14 protein-coding genes are annotated in these 18,645 nt (G+C 61.9%); 5 read left to right on the top strand and 9 right to left on the bottom strand.

Features of this window, described 5'->3' with window-relative positions; genetic code table 11:
* The first annotated feature begins 245 nt into the window (after positions 1 to 245).
* Positions 246 to 1,487 (top strand): hypothetical protein, encoded by a 1,242-nt coding sequence (locus tag BUE15_RS08960; protein WP_139252190.1) that lies wholly within the window; start codon positions 246 to 248, stop codon positions 1,485 to 1,487.
* 50 nt (positions 1,488 to 1,537) lie between these two features.
* Positions 1,538 to 1,705: a hypothetical protein gene (locus BUE15_RS21915; protein ID WP_170865224.1), complete on the top strand. Its 168-nt coding sequence runs from the start codon at positions 1,538 to 1,540 to the stop codon at positions 1,703 to 1,705.
* Positions 1,706 to 2,760: 1,055 nt separating this feature from the next.
* On the opposite strand, the gene BUE15_RS08965 is transcribed toward BUE15_RS21915, so the two are convergent.
* Entirely contained in the window at positions 2,761 to 3,393 is a 633-nt protein-coding gene (locus tag BUE15_RS08965) for a hypothetical protein (RefSeq protein WP_073283457.1), read from the bottom strand.
* A gap of 467 nt (positions 3,394 to 3,860) precedes the next feature.
* On the opposite strand from BUE15_RS08965, the gene BUE15_RS08970 reads away from it, so the two are divergent.
* A complete protein-coding gene (locus tag BUE15_RS08970) occupies positions 3,861 to 4,676 on the top strand; it encodes an alpha/beta fold hydrolase (RefSeq protein WP_073283776.1) in 816 nt (271 codons plus the stop codon).
* A gap of 31 nt (positions 4,677 to 4,707) precedes the next feature.
* Here the strand turns inward: BUE15_RS08970 and BUE15_RS08975 are convergent, their stop codons facing one another.
* Complete coding sequence (locus BUE15_RS08975; RefSeq protein ID WP_073283460.1) at positions 4,708 to 6,768, bottom strand: beta-N-acetylhexosaminidase; 2,061 nt, start codon at positions 6,766 to 6,768, stop codon at positions 4,708 to 4,710.
* A gap of 203 nt (positions 6,769 to 6,971) precedes the next feature.
* Between BUE15_RS08975 and BUE15_RS08980 the strand changes: the two genes are divergently transcribed.
* Complete coding sequence (locus BUE15_RS08980; RefSeq protein ID WP_073283463.1) at positions 6,972 to 8,780, top strand: hypothetical protein; 1,809 nt, start codon at positions 6,972 to 6,974, stop codon at positions 8,778 to 8,780.
* Positions 8,781 to 8,813: 33 nt separating this feature from the next.
* On the opposite strand, the gene BUE15_RS08985 is transcribed toward BUE15_RS08980, so the two are convergent.
* From BUE15_RS08985 to BUE15_RS09010, 6 genes are all read right to left on the bottom strand, one after another.
* Positions 8,814 to 10,169, bottom strand: coding sequence for a DUF58 domain-containing protein (locus BUE15_RS08985; RefSeq protein ID WP_244535923.1), 1,356 nt, complete (start codon positions 10,167 to 10,169; stop codon positions 8,814 to 8,816).
* Positions 10,170 to 10,214: 45 nt separating this feature from the next.
* Complete coding sequence (locus tag BUE15_RS08990) at positions 10,215 to 11,267, bottom strand: AAA family ATPase (RefSeq protein ID WP_262987461.1); 1,053 nt, start codon at positions 11,265 to 11,267, stop codon at positions 10,215 to 10,217.
* 166 nt (positions 11,268 to 11,433) lie between these two features.
* Positions 11,434 to 12,843, bottom strand: a complete 1,410-nt coding sequence (locus tag BUE15_RS08995; protein ID WP_073283469.1) for a DUF4350 domain-containing protein — start codon at positions 12,841 to 12,843, stop codon at positions 11,434 to 11,436.
* A 14-nt stretch (positions 12,844 to 12,857) separates the two neighbouring features.
* A complete protein-coding gene (locus tag BUE15_RS09000) occupies positions 12,858 to 13,628 on the bottom strand; it encodes a DUF4129 domain-containing protein (protein ID WP_139252191.1) in 771 nt (256 codons plus the stop codon).
* Positions 13,629 to 13,683: 55 nt separating this feature from the next.
* Entirely contained in the window at positions 13,684 to 14,664 is a 981-nt protein-coding gene (locus BUE15_RS09005; RefSeq protein ID WP_073283475.1) for a hypothetical protein, read from the bottom strand.
* A 52-nt stretch (positions 14,665 to 14,716) separates the two neighbouring features.
* Positions 14,717 to 15,667, bottom strand: coding sequence for a stage II sporulation protein M (locus BUE15_RS09010; protein ID WP_073283478.1), 951 nt, complete (start codon positions 15,665 to 15,667; stop codon positions 14,717 to 14,719).
* 190 nt (positions 15,668 to 15,857) lie between these two features.
* On the opposite strand from BUE15_RS09010, the gene BUE15_RS09015 reads away from it, so the two are divergent.
* Positions 15,858 to 16,574 carry an RDD family protein gene (locus BUE15_RS09015; RefSeq protein ID WP_073283481.1) on the top strand — a complete coding sequence of 239 codons (717 nt, stop codon included), beginning with the start codon at positions 15,858 to 15,860 and terminating at the stop codon, positions 16,572 to 16,574.
* A gap of 4 nt (positions 16,575 to 16,578) precedes the next feature.
* Here BUE15_RS09015 and BUE15_RS09020 read toward each other — a convergent pair whose 3' ends face one another.
* A complete protein-coding gene (locus tag BUE15_RS09020) occupies positions 16,579 to 18,558 on the bottom strand; it encodes a DUF4394 domain-containing protein (RefSeq protein WP_084548934.1) in 1,980 nt (659 codons plus the stop codon).
* Between the last annotated feature and the right edge of the window lie 87 nt (positions 18,559 to 18,645).

Raw genomic sequence — 18,645 nt, forward strand, 5'->3', positions numbered from 1 at the left:
ACGGTCTGTTCTGTCATAGGAAGGGGGCTTGAAGGGGTCGAATACTTCAAACCTAGTCTTTCCCGTGCGGAACAGACTTTTTTTAGCCCCAACCTACTCCGCAACTTGGGTTATATAAAATGTCACAAAATCGAGAGGTGTGTCCTTTTCTATTCCAGGATAGCCGGCGAAATTTGTGCTTCCTCTAACCCAGTCTGGTCACTGCATTCCTAGAAAGCCAGATTATCATTTCAACCACAATACCCGTGTACAAACTCTTGCGTATGGGTGCTACGGCTCTGCTAAGCAGCGTTCTGACTCTTTTCGCTGGCTGCACTGCCCAGGAGCCCGAAGAACTGCCCACGCCGGTTTCTGCCCTGTCGGTGGGGGCGGCGCGTACCTGGTACGAAACTACCCAGGTCCCGCAGCCGGGCGCTGCTTCTGCCGCCCAAAGTGACACTTCCTCTTCGCAATTATGGAGTCTGAACTGGGCGCGGGCCATTGCGCTTCCCGGGTCTCAACCGCTGGTTCTGGTGCCCCTGCGGGGTGATGCACGCCTCTTCGCGGGCAAGCCGGTGCAGGGCACCCGCTACCTGGTGGTAGGGCAGGAACAAAACGCCACCACACCCACCGGGCTGCTGGTGGAGCTGCTGCTCCAGCGCACGGCAGCTCCCCTGGACACAGCGGCGCTGTTTGCGTCGCTTTACCGGAGCTACCGGGCCGGGCAGCCGGTTGCACCGGCAAACGGCAGCGGCTTACTGCTGTTCTACACGCCGTCTTACCGCTATTTGGCAGGCCGGCGCTTCGAGAATGGTAGCCTGCTGGCCGGCAATGTCCGGCTGGCTTTCCGGGAGCGGAACGCGGCCACTGCGGCGGCACGTACGGTTTCTGCCACCGTACCCGCTACGCCGGTGTCTAATTATGATGCCCCTTCAGCCTGTATCGACTGGTATCAGGACCACGGGGACGGGACGTATACCTACATTACCACCACCGGCGACTGCACCTCTACCAGCCACGGCAGCGGCGACGGCAGTGGCGGACCTTACGGCGGCACCGGCGACGGCGGCTGGGGCGGCGACGCTGGTGGTAGTGGTGGAGATGGCGACGGACAATGCAGAGGGTGTGATGATGGAAGCAGCAACATGGTAATTGGGGATATCCCAGAGGTCAATGCCATAGTTATTCAGACTACTCCAACATTAGGAAATTATGGGGCGACGCTTAGAGTTATGGATGGACTGGCACAAGTTGTTGAAGTGAGAGTTGAAGTTGATACGAATGGAAAGGACTTGAAGAAGGTTGTAGTTGATGTTGCAGGAGTTGTATGGTTTACTAAGCTGACTCAGCAAGGAGACGGAACACTGACTAGATATGATCCGGTAAATGATACTTATTACTTTCAAGTAAGTATCACTAAAACTTATGGAGACATATTTTCAAATACCCGGACCCTCTATGGCCAAATATCACCTAGTAGAGGGGTTGGAATAATATATTTTCCGTAACAACTGAGGGAAAGAGGTTCAATTTGTTGCTAATTGATATTTGAAAGAAAATGAAAAACATAGTTGAGGTAGATACCTGGACCTATTTGTTTGGCTCTTGGGGAGGTACGCTTCTCGGTCTGGCCAAAGTACTTCTTGTGCTGTTTTATGCGGCGGTTCTTTATTACGGTATAAAGTTTTTAAAGAAGCTTCTTCGCACTCGCTCCATCATAAAATAGTGCATCTGGTACTGGATTTGATAGGGTAGCTCATGGCACTATGAAGTGTTAGGGGCGCAAGCTAAGAGAGCCTGTCGAAGTTTCGGCAGGCTCTCTTATTAGGTGAGTAGACTTCACTGCGAGTTTTCTGTATTCGGCTGGTAATTTTTACGGAGCTATCAATGCGGGGCATCCTGTTATGATAGATATATTCTCCCACATGGATGGACCTAAGAGCCTGTTAAAAATTAGCTAAACACCATATTTTGAAATGCCCTCCGCTGCCTCAAATGGCACTTTGGCATCAGCAAGTGGCTTCGGCTGTCTAGCGAGAATGGCTGTTTTTGGGCTGATATAGCTGTTGAAGCATTCAGAATTGCTAATTTTTAACAGGCTCTGATTACATACGACATGCTGAAAAGTCATCAGATAGTTTATTCTTGGTCAACCATGCGAAGAAAAATACTTGCGCTGCCGGTTATTGTATGTATCTCGTGTGTGTATGGTTGTGACTTTAGTACGCCGGTTAAAAAGTATACGATGGATGATATGCTTTATAATGGCAGCAAAGAGAATATAATAGTGGACGTAAATAGCCCCTTGATTGATACTAACCTTTGTCGGAAAGCAGGAAAAGAATGGGATTCGATATTGGTAGTTAGCCCATACACAATCGATGATTCAATTAAGTCGTTTTCTATTCAAAACTATTCGGCTGTCAAGAGAGAGGTTAATATACAATCTACCGTGGATTGGACGTATACTCTGTTGTTCGTTAAAAATAGGAAATATGTAGGAATAGGGGTTTTTCAAAGGAATGAAATGAATCTTAGTGACATGAATGACAATAGAGTCAGCTGGATTACAGACAAAAATTGCCATAAACTAGTAGCTAAAGTGGGTATTGTAGACGGAAAAACACGTTATTCGGTAGAATACAAGCAATGATGAATGAGTTGCGCTGTTTTTAACTTACCTGTAAATGAATAAATAATCAGTACTAGCTTGTTAAAACCGTAAAAAGGGTCTGCCGGAATTCCGGCAGACCCTTTTTACGGTTCACGCACGTAGCCGGCCTACAGCTTTTCACCTCCGCTGCCGCCGCCTCGATGCACGACTTTGGCGGCGGCCCGGAACTCGTTCCAGAGGTCGGGCTCGTCTTCCTTATATAGGGCGAAGTAGTCTTCGAGGTCGGCTACGAGGCGGGCGTTGGCCTTGATGAGGCGCTCCAGGGCCTCGCGGCCGGTGCTGCCGCTGGTGTCAGCGAGGCGGCCTTCGGTACGCTGGGTCTGGAAGTCGGAGAGCAGGCTTTCGGCCTGGGTGTGGTGGGCGGCTGTGTAGTGGCGCCTGGCCAGGTCCTTGGCGTGGGGCTGGCCCAAGTCGAGCAGCAGCCGGGCCTGCTCGGCAAAGCTGGTTTCGGAGAGGCGGCTGAGGTCGGAGAGGCGGCGCGGCACGCGGGCGGCCAGTTCCGGGTTGGCGGTGCTTTTGGCGTGGGCCGTGAGGGCCCGGCTCAGGCGCTGCAGCAGGGCCGTGAGCTGCCCGCGCACGCCGCGCTTGCGCGCCGGGTTCCGGTCCTGGTCGGCGGCCAGCGCCGTGCGCAGCGGGGCCACGTCCGGCTCTGTGTCTTCGTAGCGGGGCCGGGCCTGGTCCAGAAAGGCGCTCAGCGTGGTGTCGCGGCGCAGGCGCGCCTCAATCAAGTCGTTTTGCATAAACTAAGTAGTAAATAAGTACGCCTTAAGATACAGGCGAATCCGGTGGAAACAAGCAGCCGGAGCCGTGCGCGCCGCTTCCGGACGCCTGGGCCAGCCATTGCGACGGGTGCGCACCACCTCCGGACGCGTCCTGCCCGCCTCCGGAGCCCTGCGCGCGCTGCCGGAGGCCCGACCTGCGCCTTGCAACGCCCGACCTGCGCCTTGCAACGCGTGATTTATGGATTGTGACGCCCAATTCCGGCTTTGTAACGCCCGACCTGTGCGTTGCACAGGTAGAGGGGCCGGAAGCTTCAAAATGGGAAAGCCGGGCTATGTTGGGAAGGCCTTGCTTGGCAGGTATAAACCAGGCAGTTTTATAGCTTACTGCTGCCATACAATTTCCGCCACGGCCTGCCGCGGCCCGGTTTCGGCTGTTGCAGCCGCTGCATCACGGGCAAAACGGCCCGCCATTTCCTATGCTGCCTATGGATGTTGTCCTTCGTCATCATGTCTCCACCTACGGCGCCGGCACGCTGCCGCTCGTATTTGCCCACGGCTTCGGCACCGATCAGCAAGCGTGGAACTATGTGGCCCCAGCCTTTGCCGCCGACTACCGGGTGGTGCTTTTCGACCTGGTAGGAGCGGGCCGATCCGACAAAGCCGCCTACGATTTCACGCGCTACCGCACCCTTGATGGCTACGTGACGGACCTGCTGAACCTGCTGCGCGAGCTGAACCTGCCCAAAGTGGTGTACGTGGGGCACTCGGTGAGCGGTATGATTGGGGTGCTGGCCGCCATCCGGGCGCCGGAGTTGTTTGAGCGGCTGGTGCTGCTGGCCGCCTCGCCGTGCTACGTCAACGACGGCGACTACATCGGGGGGTTCGAGCCCGATGATCTGGAGGAGCTGCTCGGCCTGCTGGACCGCGACTACCTCAACTGGTCCAGCGCTATGGTGCCCTCCATTGTGGGCAGTGATATGCGCCCGGAGCTGCTGGATGAGGTGCTGAACAGCTTTCAGCAGGTAGCGCCGGCCGTGGCCCGCCAGTTTGCCCGCGCCACGTTCCTGTCTGACTACCGCAGCGAGTTGGCCAAGCTGGGCGTGCCCGCCCTGGTGGTGCAGTGCGCCCACGATTCGGTGGCACCCTCGGTAGTGGGCCAGTACCTGCACGCGCATCTGCCCGGCAGCACGCTCGACATCCTCGATACCACCGGGCACTATCCGCACCTGAACGCTCCTGTAGCCACCATTGCCGCGCTGGAGCGCTATCTGGCCCCGGTCAAAGCCGCCGCTTCGGCCTGAAGCTGGCTGAGCGGTTGCCGCGCTACTCGCGCTACTGCAGCAGCTTCCCGAAGCCCGCTACTACGGCCAGCTCCGTTTGTCCGGCCGGTGCTTTGGCGGCCTCCAGCTGTTTTTTGGCGGCGGCCAGCCACGCGGCCGAAGGGGCGGTGCCGAGCTCCAGCTGCGTGAGCCGCTCCAGGCCCAGCGTGGCCAGCAGGCGCAGCTGCGTAGAGTGCGGAGCATATTCTGTCAGCGGAGCCGAGGTAGTAAGCAGCGGCTGCAGGCGGGTATCGTTGGTTTGCCAGAGCGTGAGCTGCTCGCGCAGGGCTTTGAGGCGGGCGCGGGCTGCCGCCGTGCGCGGCAGTGCCGCCGTTTTGGCCGGGCGAGCCGCCAGCAGCGAGTCCACGCGCCATCCGAACTGCCGCGCCACATCCGATTCGGCCGGGGCCGCGTCCACGAGGCGGTTCAGGGGCGTGCCGGGCGTGTAGGTGAAGCCCTGGAAGTGGCGCTTGTATTCTTTCACGGGTTCCAGCACGTCGGCCAGGGTGCGCAGCGGAGCCAGGGCGGCCGGGTCGGGGCCGGCCATCTGGCGGAGCAGCTGCGCCGGCGCCTTGCGGTGCTGCAGGCTCAGCCCTTCCAGCTGCCCCGAGACGACGGCCAGACGGCGGTACATGTCGGGCACGTCCGTAACCGTGCGCGCCGACCACAGTCGCTCGGCCACAGCCGCACCGCGGGGCCAGATGCGCGAATCCACAATGACGCTGTCGGCAAACTCGGCCCACATAGTGGCCTCGCCGCCCAGAATCAGCTTTTGCTGCTCCGGGGTGAGGGGCGCGTCGGCGGGCAGCGGGTCGGTGGCGTAGCTGCTGGCGGCCGTCAGGTACAGGTCGAGGTAGTAGCCACTGGACAGAATGGCCGGGTTGCCGGCTTTGGCGGCATCGTAGAGGCCCTTTTTGCCGCGCCAGCTCTGAATCACGGCATTTTGGGGCAGGCCGGGGCCCAGAATTTCGTCCCAGCCCACCATCTTCTTGTTGTATTTCGTGACGATGGTGAGCACCCGGCGGTTGAAGTAGGTCTGTAGCGCGTGCTTGTCGAGGGTTTTGCCATCGGCTTTCAGAAAGCCTTTTTCGCGGGCAAACTGCATAATGCGCGGACTTTTACGCCACTGCCGCCCGTCGTTCTCGTCGCCGCCGATGTGGAAGTAGGGGTCGGGAAACAGGGCTGTCATCTCTGCAAAAAGCGTGTCCAGCAGCTTGTAGGTGCTTTCCTTGGTCGGGTCGATGGCCATGTTGGCGGTGCGCCAGCTCTGGTACACGCCGTAGATGGAGTCGTTGGAGGCCAGCTGCGGATAAGCCGCCATCCAGGCAATGGTGTGGCTGGGTACATCGAACTCGGGCAGCACCCGGATGCCGCGGGCGGCGGCGTAGCGCAGCACGTCGCGCACCTGCTCCTGCGTGTAGTGCTGGCCGCTGACTTCGTGTAGGCGCGGCAGCACCTTGCTTTCCACCCGGAAGCCCTGGTCGTCGGAGAGGTGCCAGTGAAACACGTTCAGCTTCACGGCGGCCATAGCATCCAGGTTGCGCTTAATCACGGATACGGGCATGAAGTGGCGCGCCGCATCAATCAGCAGCCCGCGCCACGCAAACCGCGGCTGGTCCTGAATATCCACTTCCGGCAGCACGGAGTGGCGGCCTTCGGGCTGGGGCAATTGCTCCAGCGTGGCCAGGGCCCGCAGCACGCCCAGGCTGGTAGGCGCGTCAATCAGCACCCCGGCGGGCGTGACGCGCAGGCTGTAGCGTTCCTCGTCGTTGTTTTCCGGCTTCCCGATGCTGCCGTACCGGATTTGCAGCGGCACGGTGGCCGTGGGCGCAATGCCGGTAGCGGCGTTGCGGTGCAGCCGCACGAGCGTGCGCAGCACGGCCGCCGTCAGATCGGCATCGAGCGGGCCCTGCAGCTCCGGTTTCAGCATCAGCTTCCAGCCCAGGCTGCCGGTGCCCCAGCGCACCGAAGTGGGCACGGGCATGAGGTTGCGGGTAGCGGAAGCCGGCTGGGCAACCGCCGAAACGGTGCAGAGCCACAACAAAAACAGGGCAGCAGAAAGGCGGAACAGCATACGCAGGCAGGGTAGGGTGGTGGCGAAAGATACGGCGCAGCGCCTCGGGGGTGGCAGGCAGCCGCGTGCGGGCCGGCAGAAAACGGCGCCGTAGCAGACCGGCAGCCGCAACAACGGTTGGTCTGGGCGCTACTTTTCAGCAATTTGCGGGCCGCTGTTGGTCCGGGCTGCTCCGGTGCCGGCGGGCGCGTGTTTCTATGGCTATGATTTCTCCTTCCCGGGCCGCGGCCTGGGGTGCTACCGTGCTGCTGCTGGTGCTGTCGTGGTGGTATTATCCGCCGCCGCAGCCGTGGCGCACGTCGCCGGTCCTCAACTGGGATGCTTCCGGCTACTACCTGTATCTGCCCGCCATTTTCGTGCACCACGACCTGCGCGAGCTGAACTTCCGCGACCAGCTGCTGAAGGACTATGCCCCTACGCCCGAGTTCTACCAGGCTTACCGGCATCCGGGCAGCGGCAATTTCGTGATGAAGTATCCGGCGGGGCTGGCGGTGCAGGAGCTGCCGTTTTTCCTGGCGGCCCACGCCGTAGCCGCGCCCCTGGGCTTTCCCGCCGATGGGTTTTCGCCGCCCTACCAGCTGGCTATTAAGCTGGCGAGCCTGCTGGTGTCGGTGCTGAGCTTCTGGCTGGTGCGGCGGGCGCTGCTGCCTCGTTTCGGGGAGTGGCCCACGGCTCTCACGCTGCTGATTCTGCTGCTGGGCACCAACTACCTCACCTACAGTGGCGCGGGCCACGCTGGCATGACGCACTGCTGGCTGTTTTTCTGGTATGCCGTGCTGCTGCTGCTGACGCCTGCTTTCTATGCCCGCCCCAGCCTGGGCCGGGCCGTGGGCATCGGGGCCGTAGTGGGCCTGATGACGCTCACGCGGCCCACCGAAATCCTGGCGCTGCTGCTCGTGCTGCTCTGGGGCCTGACATGTAACCGGGCAGTGCTGCAAGCGCGGCTGGCGTTCTGGCGGCAGCACTGGCTGCTGCTGCTGGCGGCCGCCCTGGCCGGCGCGGCGCTGCTCAGCATCCAGCTGTTCTACTGGCACTACGCCACCGGCGACTGGATAGTCTACAGCTACCAGGAGCAGGGCTTCAGCTGGCTGAAGCCGCATCTGTGGGAGGGTATTTTCAGCTTCCGCAGCGGCTGGCTTATCTATTCGCCGCTCCTGCTGACGGCGCTGGTTGGGTTCGGGTCGTTGCGGCGGCAGCACCCCGACGTATTCTGGGCGCTGCTGGTGCACACGGTACTGTTTACGTACGTGACGTTTGCCTGGGATGAATGGACCTATGGCGGCGGGCTGGGCAACCGGGCCATGATACAGAGCTACGCCGTGCTGGCCTGGCCGATGGCGGCCGCGCTACGCTGGCTGCTGGCCCGTCCGGTGTGGGCCGCGGCTTATGGCGTGCTGGCGGTGCTGGGCTGCGCCTATGGGTTCTGGCTGACGCAAATGGCCATTCCCGGTGGCCACGGCCTGCTGGCAGCCGGCGACATGACCCGCGCCTACCTCAGCCGCATCCTGTTCCGCTACGAGGTGCCGCCCGAAACCGCGCTGCTGCTCGACAGCAACTCCGAGTTTACGGGCGCCCCGCTCAACAGCCGCGTGCTCTGGCAGCAGGACTTCGAGCAGCCCGCATCCGGCCTGTGCGGCACCCCAGCGTTGCAGGGCAGCTGTTCCCTGGCCCTCGACGCCGCCCACCCGCAGAGCACCGAATGGGTAATTCCGGCCCGGCCCGGGCAGTTTGAGTGGGTGCGTGCTTCCGCCGATGCCCGCGCCGACCAGGCCGAATGGGACGCCAGCCGCATGACGCAGTACGTGGTGCGGTTCCGGCGCGGCAATGAGGTGGTGAAAGAGCGCACCGTACGCCTGCAGCGGGCCCTGGACGCCGCGTGGCCCCGCACGCTGCACTTCGATATGCGCCCGCCCAAAGCCGAGTTCGACAACGTGTCCATCACGTTCCTGTACTACGGCACCAACGCCAACCTGCTCCTGGACAACGCCCGGCTGGAAGCCTTCGACGACTAACACAGCCTGCAAGCAGGAAACCGGAGCCAGTCCTTAGATCAAGCCTCTTGACTTGAACTCCAAGTACTTGTTGATGGTATTCACCGTCAGGTACTGCGGGGCCGTGAGTAGGGCATGGATGCCGTAGCGGTTCAGCTCCCGCACAATCTGGCGCTTTTCCTGCGCGAATTTTTCGGCAATGGTCTGGTTGTAGACGTCCTGCGTGGTTTCGGCGGAAGCGTCCAGAAACTCGCGCAGCTCGGTATTTTCGAAGAACACGACCAGCAGCAGGTGGTCTTTGGCCATGCGCCGCAGGTAAGGCAGCTGGCGCTGCATACCGCTGAGCGTCTCGAAATTGGTGAACAGAATCAGCAGGCTGCGCTGCCGAATGTTGTTCCGGACGCTGATGTAGAGTCGCTCGTAGTCGGTTTCGAGGTACTTGGTGCGCTGGCGGTAGAGCACCTCCAGCAGCTTGCGCATGTGGCCGCCGCGCCGGTCGGCGGGCAGCAGGGTGCCGGGCTGGTGCGAGAACGTAAGCAGCCCGGCTTTGTCGTGCTTGAGGATGGCAATGTTGCTCACCACCAGCGTGGCGTTGATGGCATAATCGAGCAAACTGAGGCCCTCAAACGGCATCCGCATCACCCGACCCTTATCAATGAGGCAGTAGACCTGCTGGGCGCGCTCATCCTGATAATGATTCACCACCAGCGCATCGGCGGCGTGGCCGGTGGTAGCGCGGCGGGCCGTGGCTTTCCAGTTGATGGCGCGCGTGTCGTCGCCGGCCACGTAGGGCCGGATCTGCTCGAATTCCAGGCTGTGGCCCACCCGCCGGATGCGTTTCACGCCCACTTCCGTGAGGCGGTTGCTGATGGCCAGCAGCTCGTACTGGCGCATCTGCAGAAACGACGGATACACGGGCACGGTGCGGGCGGCATCAAACCGAAACCGCCGCCGCGCCAGTCCCAGCGGCGACGCCACGTACACATTCACGGCCCCAAACTCATACTCGCCCCGCTTCACCGGCCGCAGCTGGTAGCGGACTACCTGCGTCTCGCCGGCCGCAATGGAGGCCCGAAACAGCACGTCGCGCCGCTGAAACTGGTGCGGTATCTCATCAATGGTTTCGGTGCGAACCGGAAAGCGGTAGTGGTTTTCGAGGTAGATGCTGATGTCGTTGTCGGAGCCGTTGGCGAGCTTGTCGCCGAGTACGCGCCGCCCGAATACGTGCCCGGCGCCGTTCTGCGCCGGCGCGTACAGCAGCAGCACATCCAGCCCGGCCAGCGCCGCCAGCAGCCCCAGCGCCACCTGCACCGGCGCCAGCCAGCCCGGCAGAAAGAAGGCTACTACCAGCCCCAGAATCAAGGCAGTGAGCAGCAAAAAGAAGCGGCGGGTAAGGAAAAAGGAATTCATGCTGTCTGCTAGTGGCATCAGTGCTTCGCTCGCAACGGCACCGAATTACCGGGGAACCTCAATCTGCTGCAGAATCTGCTTCACAATGTCGTCGGCGGTGTGGCCTTCCATTTCGCGCTCCGGCGTGAGCTGAATGCGGTGGCGCAGCACCGGCGCGGCCAGGTACTGAATGTCTTCGGGCGTCACGAAGTCGCGGCCCCGCAGGGCAGCCAGGGCTTTGGCCCCGTTGAGCAGCGCCAGCGAGGCCCGGGGCGAGGCGCCCAGATACAGGCCCTTGTGGGCGCGGGTCTGGCCCACTACGCGGGCAATGTATTCGAGCAGTTTGGGCTCCACGTGCTGGCGGCGCACCTGCTCACGCAGGCCCTTCAGGTCGGCGGCCGTGAGTACGGCGCGCACCGCCTCCAGCGGCGTGCCGCCAAAGCCGGCGTGGTGCCCCTGCAGAATGGCTATTTCCTCTTCTACGGTTGGGTAGCCCACGTTCAGCTTGAACAGAAACCGGTCGAGCTGGGCTTCCGGGAGGCGGTAGGTGCCTTCCTGCTCAATGGGGTTTTGCGTGGCCAGCACCATAAACGGCTCCGGCACGGTGTAGCGGGTGCCATCCTGCGTTACCTGGCGCTCCTCCATCACCTCAAACAGCGCCGACTGCGTTTTGGCCGGGGCGCGGTTGATTTCGTCAATCAGGACGATGCTGGCGAAGATAGGGCCGGCCCGAAACTCAAACTCCGCCTTGTTCGGGCGAAAAACCGAGGTGCCTAGCACGTCGGAGGGCATCAGGTCGGGGGTGAACTGCAGGCGGCTGAAGGGCACTTCCAGGGTGCGGGCCAGTAGCTTGGCGGTAAGCGTTTTGGCCACGCCCGGTACGCCTTCCAGCAGCACATGCCCATCGGCGAGGATGGCAGTGAGCAGCAATTCGGCCAGGGCCTGCTGGCCTACTATCACCTTGCCCAGTTCCTGCCGGATGGCATCGGCGTGGCGGCCCAGGTGGCTGAGGTCGGTGCGGGAAGTGAAGGGCGCCGGGGCTGCTTGCTCCACTGGGTTGGCAGAAGGAGTGAGCTCCGGCTGCAGTTCCGGCGCGCCAGGATTCAGATTATTTTCCATCTTGAAATTCAAAAGCAGAGAAGGTAAAATCGAGGAGGAGGTCAGCAGGAAATAATTTCATAGTAGAGATAGGATGTTGTTTAAAAATCTGTCTCCGCATCGCTGATTGGCTATGTTGGAATAGTTATAAATATGTAAAGTTAAATTTTTAAGGATAGTGCAATTTTTACGAAGCCGCCTTGCGGAACTGATTTAGGGCTTTATTCAATGACAGAAGCTCAGCATCCGAAACCCGCGGGGCAGTCAGCAGATAGTTTATCCGGCGTACCAGCGCATCCACATCGGCCTTGGGTAGTCCGGTTTTCTGGGCCAGCCGCTCCCGTGCAGAGTCGTCGTTGAGGTCGAGGCCGGGCTCGTGGAAGCGGGTGCGCAGGTGCTCCAGAAACAGCCCGATTTTCTTTTCCATAATCGGCAGATGGTTGCCGCTCTGCTGGTAGAGGCTGGCCACGGTGCGGGTGAACAGCAGGGTAGTGTTGGGCAGCGGCTTGAGCACCGGAATAATGCGCTGCCGCCGCCGGGCCTCGAACGCCACAAACAGCAGCGCGCCCAGCATGCTCAGGTAGAGGGCCCAGCGCAGGGCATCGTGCGCCAGCACCACCCGCAGCAACGACTGTTCCTGCTGGCGGCCCTGCTTCTGATACTCGTCCCACCACACCTGGCGGGCCGTAGGCAGATAAGAAAGCGCAGCAAAGGCAAAGTTGGAAGTGCGTGGCTGCAGCACAAAGTAATTGGTGAAGGCCAGCGGCACGGTGCACAGGTAGAGGTGGCCGCGGCCGTGCGGCACCCGCACCAGCACGGCGCGCCCGGCCGTGTCCGTAGCGAGCTGAGTGGCCCGCAGGCCGCTGTCGGGCAGGAAGCGGTAGGCGGCGCCCGTGGCCGGTAGCCGGAACCCCCGCCGCCCGGCCTGCCCGGCCAGTTTGGGGTTGCTGAGCTGCAGCAGCACCGAATCCTGGAGCAGCTTGGCCGTTGGCTTGCCCTTCAGGCGCGGACGGCTGATGAATGGCGCCGTGCGGAAACCCAGCGTATCGGCAAACTGCGCGTCGAACTGCTCGGCTGCAATAAATACGTCGTTGCCACGGGCCACGTGGCGCAGCAAAGAGCGGCAGTCGGAGCCGCTCAGCTCGAAGGCGTCGTCTACGAAAAGGTAAGTGGCTTTAGGAAAGCCCGACTCCGCCAGCCCGGCCATGTAGTCGGCGTCGCCGGTTTCCACAGAGTCAGAAGAGGAAGTAGTTGCCCGCGGTTCAGCGGTTTCGGTGGAATCAGTGGGGGATTCCAGAAGCTGACTTTCATCCACCACTGCCTCGTTCTGGTCGTCGGTAGTGGCGTCGGGCTGGTCTTCGGCGTCCTCGCCCTCAATCTGGTTGTAGATGGGCACGCGCACGGATTTCACGTCGCGCTTCTCCACACCCATTACCTCGGGCAGCACGTCGAAGAGCACGTAGGTACCGTACGGAATCTTATCCTTATTCTGAAAGGTCGGCGTCCAGTCGAGCGGCTTGGGGCGGTAGTACTCCACGGCCACATAGGCCCCGAACAGCAGCGCCAACCCGAGCAGATACCAGCGAAAAGTGGTCATAGGTGCGAAGTAGGTCAGGCGGCGCGGCGGCCGGTAGAAAGCAGTTGCTGAAAGGCCAGCCTGGTGGCGCGGGCCTGGGCGTAGTGGGCGGGCGTGAGGTCGTCGTGCTCCCCGTACCACACGTAATCAAACTGCCGGGTCAGCTCCCGGAAGGCTTCGGGCAGCGGGCCGGCGGGCAGTTCAAACAGGTAGTCGTGGTTGGTTTTGTCGGGCTGCCAGCGGATGAGGCTTCGGTCGGCGAGCTGCTTGAGCACGTGCAGGTAGCCGAGGCGCACGGCCAGGCGGTAGTTGCCTTCGGTTTCGGCCGCGGTCAGCAGCGCGTCAAAGTCCAGCCCATGAATGTCTTCGGCCTGCACATCGTAGGCCAGCGCGGCCGGGCGCGGGCTGCGGCCAAAGGCGCGAGTGAAATCTATCTGCAGCAGTTTCAGCACCACAAACACCAGCGCCACCACCAGCCCGGCGTAGATGCCGTATTCCCACATCAGCTTGCCGGGCCGCGTTTCCAGCAGCTCAGAAAGCCAGTGCCAGAACCGCGCCCAGAACAGGTCCCAGCTGCTTTGCTCGCTCTTCACTTCCACATACTGAAACTCGCGCTGCTGCCGAAACCCCCGAAGCCGCTCGGGCGTGGGCTGGCGCAGCGTTACGCGTGTGGTGCGGTCGGGCGGCAGCGGGTAGGTGGTGGCGGCATTGCGCGGGCGCTGCGCCGTAGCCGGCACCACGGCCAGCGCCAGCAGCACCAGTAGCACCGCTGGGCGGCATCGGCGGAAAAGCAGAGCTAGAAACACGGAGCGGAGCAACAGCTACAAATCAGCGGAAAAGGCAGCATGGAGAGAGGAGGGGCTAGTATTCGCCTTCTTCATCGGGGCGGTAGGCCTGGTTGTGCGCCACGGGGGCCGGGCCGCTGCCCAGGCGGTTTACCAACGTGCGCAGGCCCACGCCTTCTTTGCGCTCCACGAGGTTGAAGTACTGAAATACCAGGGCCATCAGCGAAATAGGGTAGGTGAGCAGCGCCCCGGAAGTGTACAAGCACTGCGCCACCACACCTATGGCGTCGGAGCTGAGCACCGGCACTTTGAGCATTTTGCCGAACATCACGCCGTATTGCGGCAAGGCAAAGACGATGGTGAGCATGCCCTGAATCAGGCCGGCCACCAGCAGCAGCCCAAACGTAGACCACCACTTGCCATGCGCCAGGTAGAAGCTGCGCCGCAGCGCTGCCAGCGGGCCGCCATCCTCAAGCAGCAGCACCGGGAAATACAGGGCCATCGGTACAGCCAGGTAGAACATAGCCGGTATCATTACCACCATCAGCAGGAAGGCCAAGCCGTCCAGAATGGCAACTATTCCGGCGAACAGCAGCAGTATAACCACGTAGGCAACCAGTATCAGGCCGAAAGCGGCTAGCACCCGGCCCAGGCGGGGCTTCATTGCCAGCCAGACCTGAGCCGGCGCCGGTGGCGTGGCAAACTCAGAGGTGAGCAGCAGGCGGACGTAGGCATACACGGTGTTCACCAGCATGAGGAAGGCCAGCATGCCCCCCAGCATAGCCAGGCCCATACCGGAGAAATAAGACGCGCCGAACATGGACGCCGGATCTACGGCCTGCGGGTTGCGCTGCGCGTCTCCCATCAGGTTGAGCATGTTGTTCATCACCAGCCCCATCCCCACGCCCATCAGCAGCGCAATGGGCAATACGAAGTAGAGCAGGCACTTGCCCAGCGGCCGCCAGTGCGCCCCCAGAAACTCAAACGTAGCCCCGATTTTGGCCCCGAAGTCCCGCTCCTGGCGGAAATCGGCTTCGTGGGTAAATTTTGCGTGCATGAAACGGATAATGAAGTGGGTGGATAAGCGGGTATGTAGTTCCGAAGGCCGGCTACAGGCGCTGTATGCGGGCCAGCAGCTGCCGCGGATACAGAATGAAATACCAGACGATGAACGCCGCTGAAGAACCAATGATGGCCAGGCTCAGCCACACCGGCATCTCGGTGTGGCGCGTCACGAAGCCTTCCAGAAAGCCCGCCGCGATGAAGATAGGCACCAGCCCGATAGCCAGCTTCAGCCCGTCGCGGGCGGCCTGCCGGAAAGCCACGGCGCGCGAGTAGGTGCCCGGAAACAGAATGCCGCGCGCCATCACGAAGCCCGCGCCGCCGGCCAGCACAATAGCCGATATCTCCAGCGTGCCGTGTATCCAGATGCTAAGCAGCGAGGGCAGCAGCACGCCTTTCTGATAAAAGAAGTACTGAAAGGAGCCCAGCATCACGCCGTTGCGGAACAGTGCCCACACGGTGCCCAGCCCCAGCGTGGCGCCCAGCGCGTAGGCCACCAGCGCCACGTAGATGTTGTTGACCGTGATGGCCAGAAACATCGGGGTTTCGCTCATGCCCTTGTACACGGCCATCGGGTCGCCGCGCTCAATATTTTCGAGAGTCTTGTTCACGTACGCATCGCCCAGCACCACGCGCACAAACGTGTCGTCGTAGGCCGCCGAAAGGGCCCCCAGCAGCGTGAACACCGTGAACAGCACCAGCGACACAGCCAGCGTGCGGTGGTGGCGCGCCACCAGCAGCGGCAGCTCCTGCCGCCAGAAGTGGCGGAAGCGGCCCGTGCTTTCCGTCTTGTTTTTGTAGATGGCCTGGTGCTGGCGCGCCGTCAGGTCGTTGAGGTAGCGGGTGGTGGGCGAGCCGGGGTAGAAGGTCTGGGCGTAAGCCAGGTCGTCGGTCAGCTCCACGAAGCGGGCCGCCAGCTCATCGGGGCCGGCGGGCTGCTGGCTCTCGTACTGCTTCCATTTGGCCTCATTGAGCCGCAGAAATACCGCTTCGCGCATATTGAACTGGCCGGGTAGAAAAAGCGGCGGGAAATAACGGATAAGATGCGCCGGTGAAGTAACTGAAATGCGGGCAGAACCCGTAATTTGCGGCCTTACCGGACACGGCGAAGATGGGTATTTTTTCCGGCCCCGCCGCTTTTTTTCGTCTTCTAAATTCCGGCCGGCTGCCGCGCCGCGCCACCTATCCATGAGCACCATCCGCGTTCAGACTGCCCAAAACGTAACGCTCGAATACGAAGTAGCCAGCGTGGGCGAGCGAATTCTGGCGGCCATTATCGATTACCTGATTCTGGGCGCCTGGGCGCTGCTGTGGATTCTGCTGATTGCGGCGCTGGGGGCCAAGAACAACACGCTGTATGTGCTCATTGGCGTTGTGGTAGGGGCCACCTACGTGTTCTACGACCTGCTGTGTGAGCTGTTCTTCAACGGCCAAAGCCTGGGCAAGAAGGCGCGCGACATCAAGGTGATGCGGCTGGACGGCACCAAACCCACCCTCGGCGACTACCTGCTGCGCTGGATTCTGCGCATTGTGGATATCAGCACCATGAATGGGCTGGTGGCCGTAATCGTGATTCTGGTAAATGGCCGGGGCCAGCGCCTCGGCGACCTGGCCGCCGGTACCACCGTCATCAGCACGCGCCAGCGCCAAAGCGGCGGCCCGCTGGCCCCCGCCTTCACCTCGCCCGACTACATGGTGGTATTTCCGCAGGCCGCCCAGCTCCAGGACCACGATGTGGCTACCATCCGGCAGCTGCTGCACAAAGGGCTGGAGCACGAAAACTACACGCTGCTGAACGAGGTGGCTACCAAGGTAAAGTACCTGACCGGCATCCAGACCCAGCTTTCCGACGAAGCATTCCTGCGTACCGTCCTGCGCGACCACGCGCACCTGGCGGCCAGCTAACGGCTTAGCGCACCACCGTGCCGCGGCGCGTGCCAGCTGGCCGGCCATCGAGGCTGAGGCGAAAAAAATAGGTGCCGGCCGCGTGCTCCTGGCTGTGCCACTGCAGCTGCTGGCGGCCCGCTGCCAGTGTCCCCGCGTCCAGCGTGTCTATTGTGCGGCCCAGCATGTCCGTCACGGTCAGCTGCACGTGGCCGGCGCGCGGCAGCGTAAACTCCACAGCCGCTTCCCGGCGCACCGGATTAGGATAGAGCGAAAGAGCCGTTAGCAGGGCCGGGCCGCGCACCCCCGTGACGCCCGCCGCGCTGGCTACGGCAATGTCGCGCATTACCAGGCCGTTGCCGACCACGCCCACCGGCGTCGCCAGGCCGGTAGCCACGTTGAGCGTATAGAAAATGCTGTTGCCGTTGGGCGCGGTATTCGCCACCAGATAGCCCTGGGTGGTGGAGCTGGTGCTGTAAATGTCGAGGTCTACGTCGCGGAGCACGGTAGCACTCAGGCTGCTGCCTCCCACAGTGCTCAGCGCGCCCGTGTTCGGGGCGCTTTGCCGGGCCAGTACATTGCGCACTTCATCGTAAGCAAAGAGCTTCGTAGAAGTGGCACCGGCGGCGCTGTTGGTATGAGCTATTGCCCCAATAGCCGGGCTGTTAGCGGCGTTGGCGTCGCCGGGAGCATACGTAAGCAGGCCATCGGCGGTAGCGGTACCGTCGGTGGGGTTGAGGCGAAAGTTGGCCCGGTTAGCACCCGTTACCCGAATCTGGTCGGTGACCGGGTTGAAATCGAAGCCGAAGCTGCCCGTGCCCAGTGCCAGCGCCACCGGCGTGGCATTAATAGCCTGCGCGGCGCCGGTAGCAGCATGGAGAGTATACAGCGTGGCCGTTTGGGCGTCAGCGCTATAGCCCAGCGCGTAGAGCGAGTTGGTAGCCGGCCGCACATCCAGGCCCACCAGCGTTTGGGCCGGATCGAGGCCGCTGATGACGGTGGCGGTCCGGATCAGGCCGGGGTTCGTGGAGTCGAAGGTGAGCAGGTTGGTGCCGGCCAGCGCGTATACCAGCGGGCCTACCAGGGCCGGCAGCGGGTCTGGGCGGGCCGTCTGCACGGCAATGTCGCTTAGGCCAATGCGCCCATCCCCGACCGTACCCGACAGAAACGTAGCGCCGGAGGTCAGGTTGAGCACATGCAGCTGCGTACCGTAGCCGCCCGCAATGCCCGGCGTCGCCACCGACAGGTACGCATAGTTTACCAGCGTCATGGGGTTGAAATACGCGTCGAAATCCACTACCTGCCCGTTGCCCGAAAGCCGGATGTCTACCGCGCCCACGGTGTTGAGCGTCCCGTTGTTGGGCGGGTTCTGGGTAAGCAGGCGGTTGGCCGTTTCGTCGAGGGCATAGAGCGTGGTAGTGGTAGCGCCGATATAGGCGTTGCTGTACGCCACGGCCCCAACCGCCGGAGTCTGGCCCGCATTTGCATCGGTAGGCGCATACGCCAGCCGGCCATCGGTAGCTACCACGGCGCCGGTGGTAGGGTGCAGGCGCAGGTTGGCCTGGGTCAGGCTGCTCACTACCCGAATCCGGTCGGCGGTGGGGTTGAAGTCGAAGCCGATGCGGGCCGTAGGGCCACCCAGAGCCATGGGCACGGGCCCGGAGCCTACGGCGCGGGCCTGCCCCGTGGCTGGCTCCATGACGTAGAGCTGCCCGGTTTGCGTGCCGGCGTCGTAGCCCAGCGCGTACAGCTCGTTGGTAGCGGGGCGCACATCCAGGCCCACCAGCGTCTGGCCGCCCGTCACGCCCGCTATGCTCACCCTATCTAGAATGGTGTTGGGGTCGATGCCGGTGAAGGTCACCAGCGTGTTGCTGGCTGAGGTGCCCGCGGGCGTGAGGCCAAATATGGTTTGGGCCGAGGCCGATAGCGCCACCGCCGTACTGAAAACGGCCGTCAGCAGTACGTGGTGACGAGAAAAGGTACGGTGGGTAGAAAATCTATGCATAGCAATAGCGGAAAGCTGTAAAGGTACGCGCCGTACTTCCACAGAAAAGCCGCTTCTGCTGAGCAAAAGCGGCTTTCCCAGACATTA

The organism is Hymenobacter psychrotolerans DSM 18569, assembly GCF_900142395.1.
GTDB lineage: Bacteria > Bacteroidota > Bacteroidia > Cytophagales > Hymenobacteraceae > Hymenobacter > Hymenobacter psychrotolerans.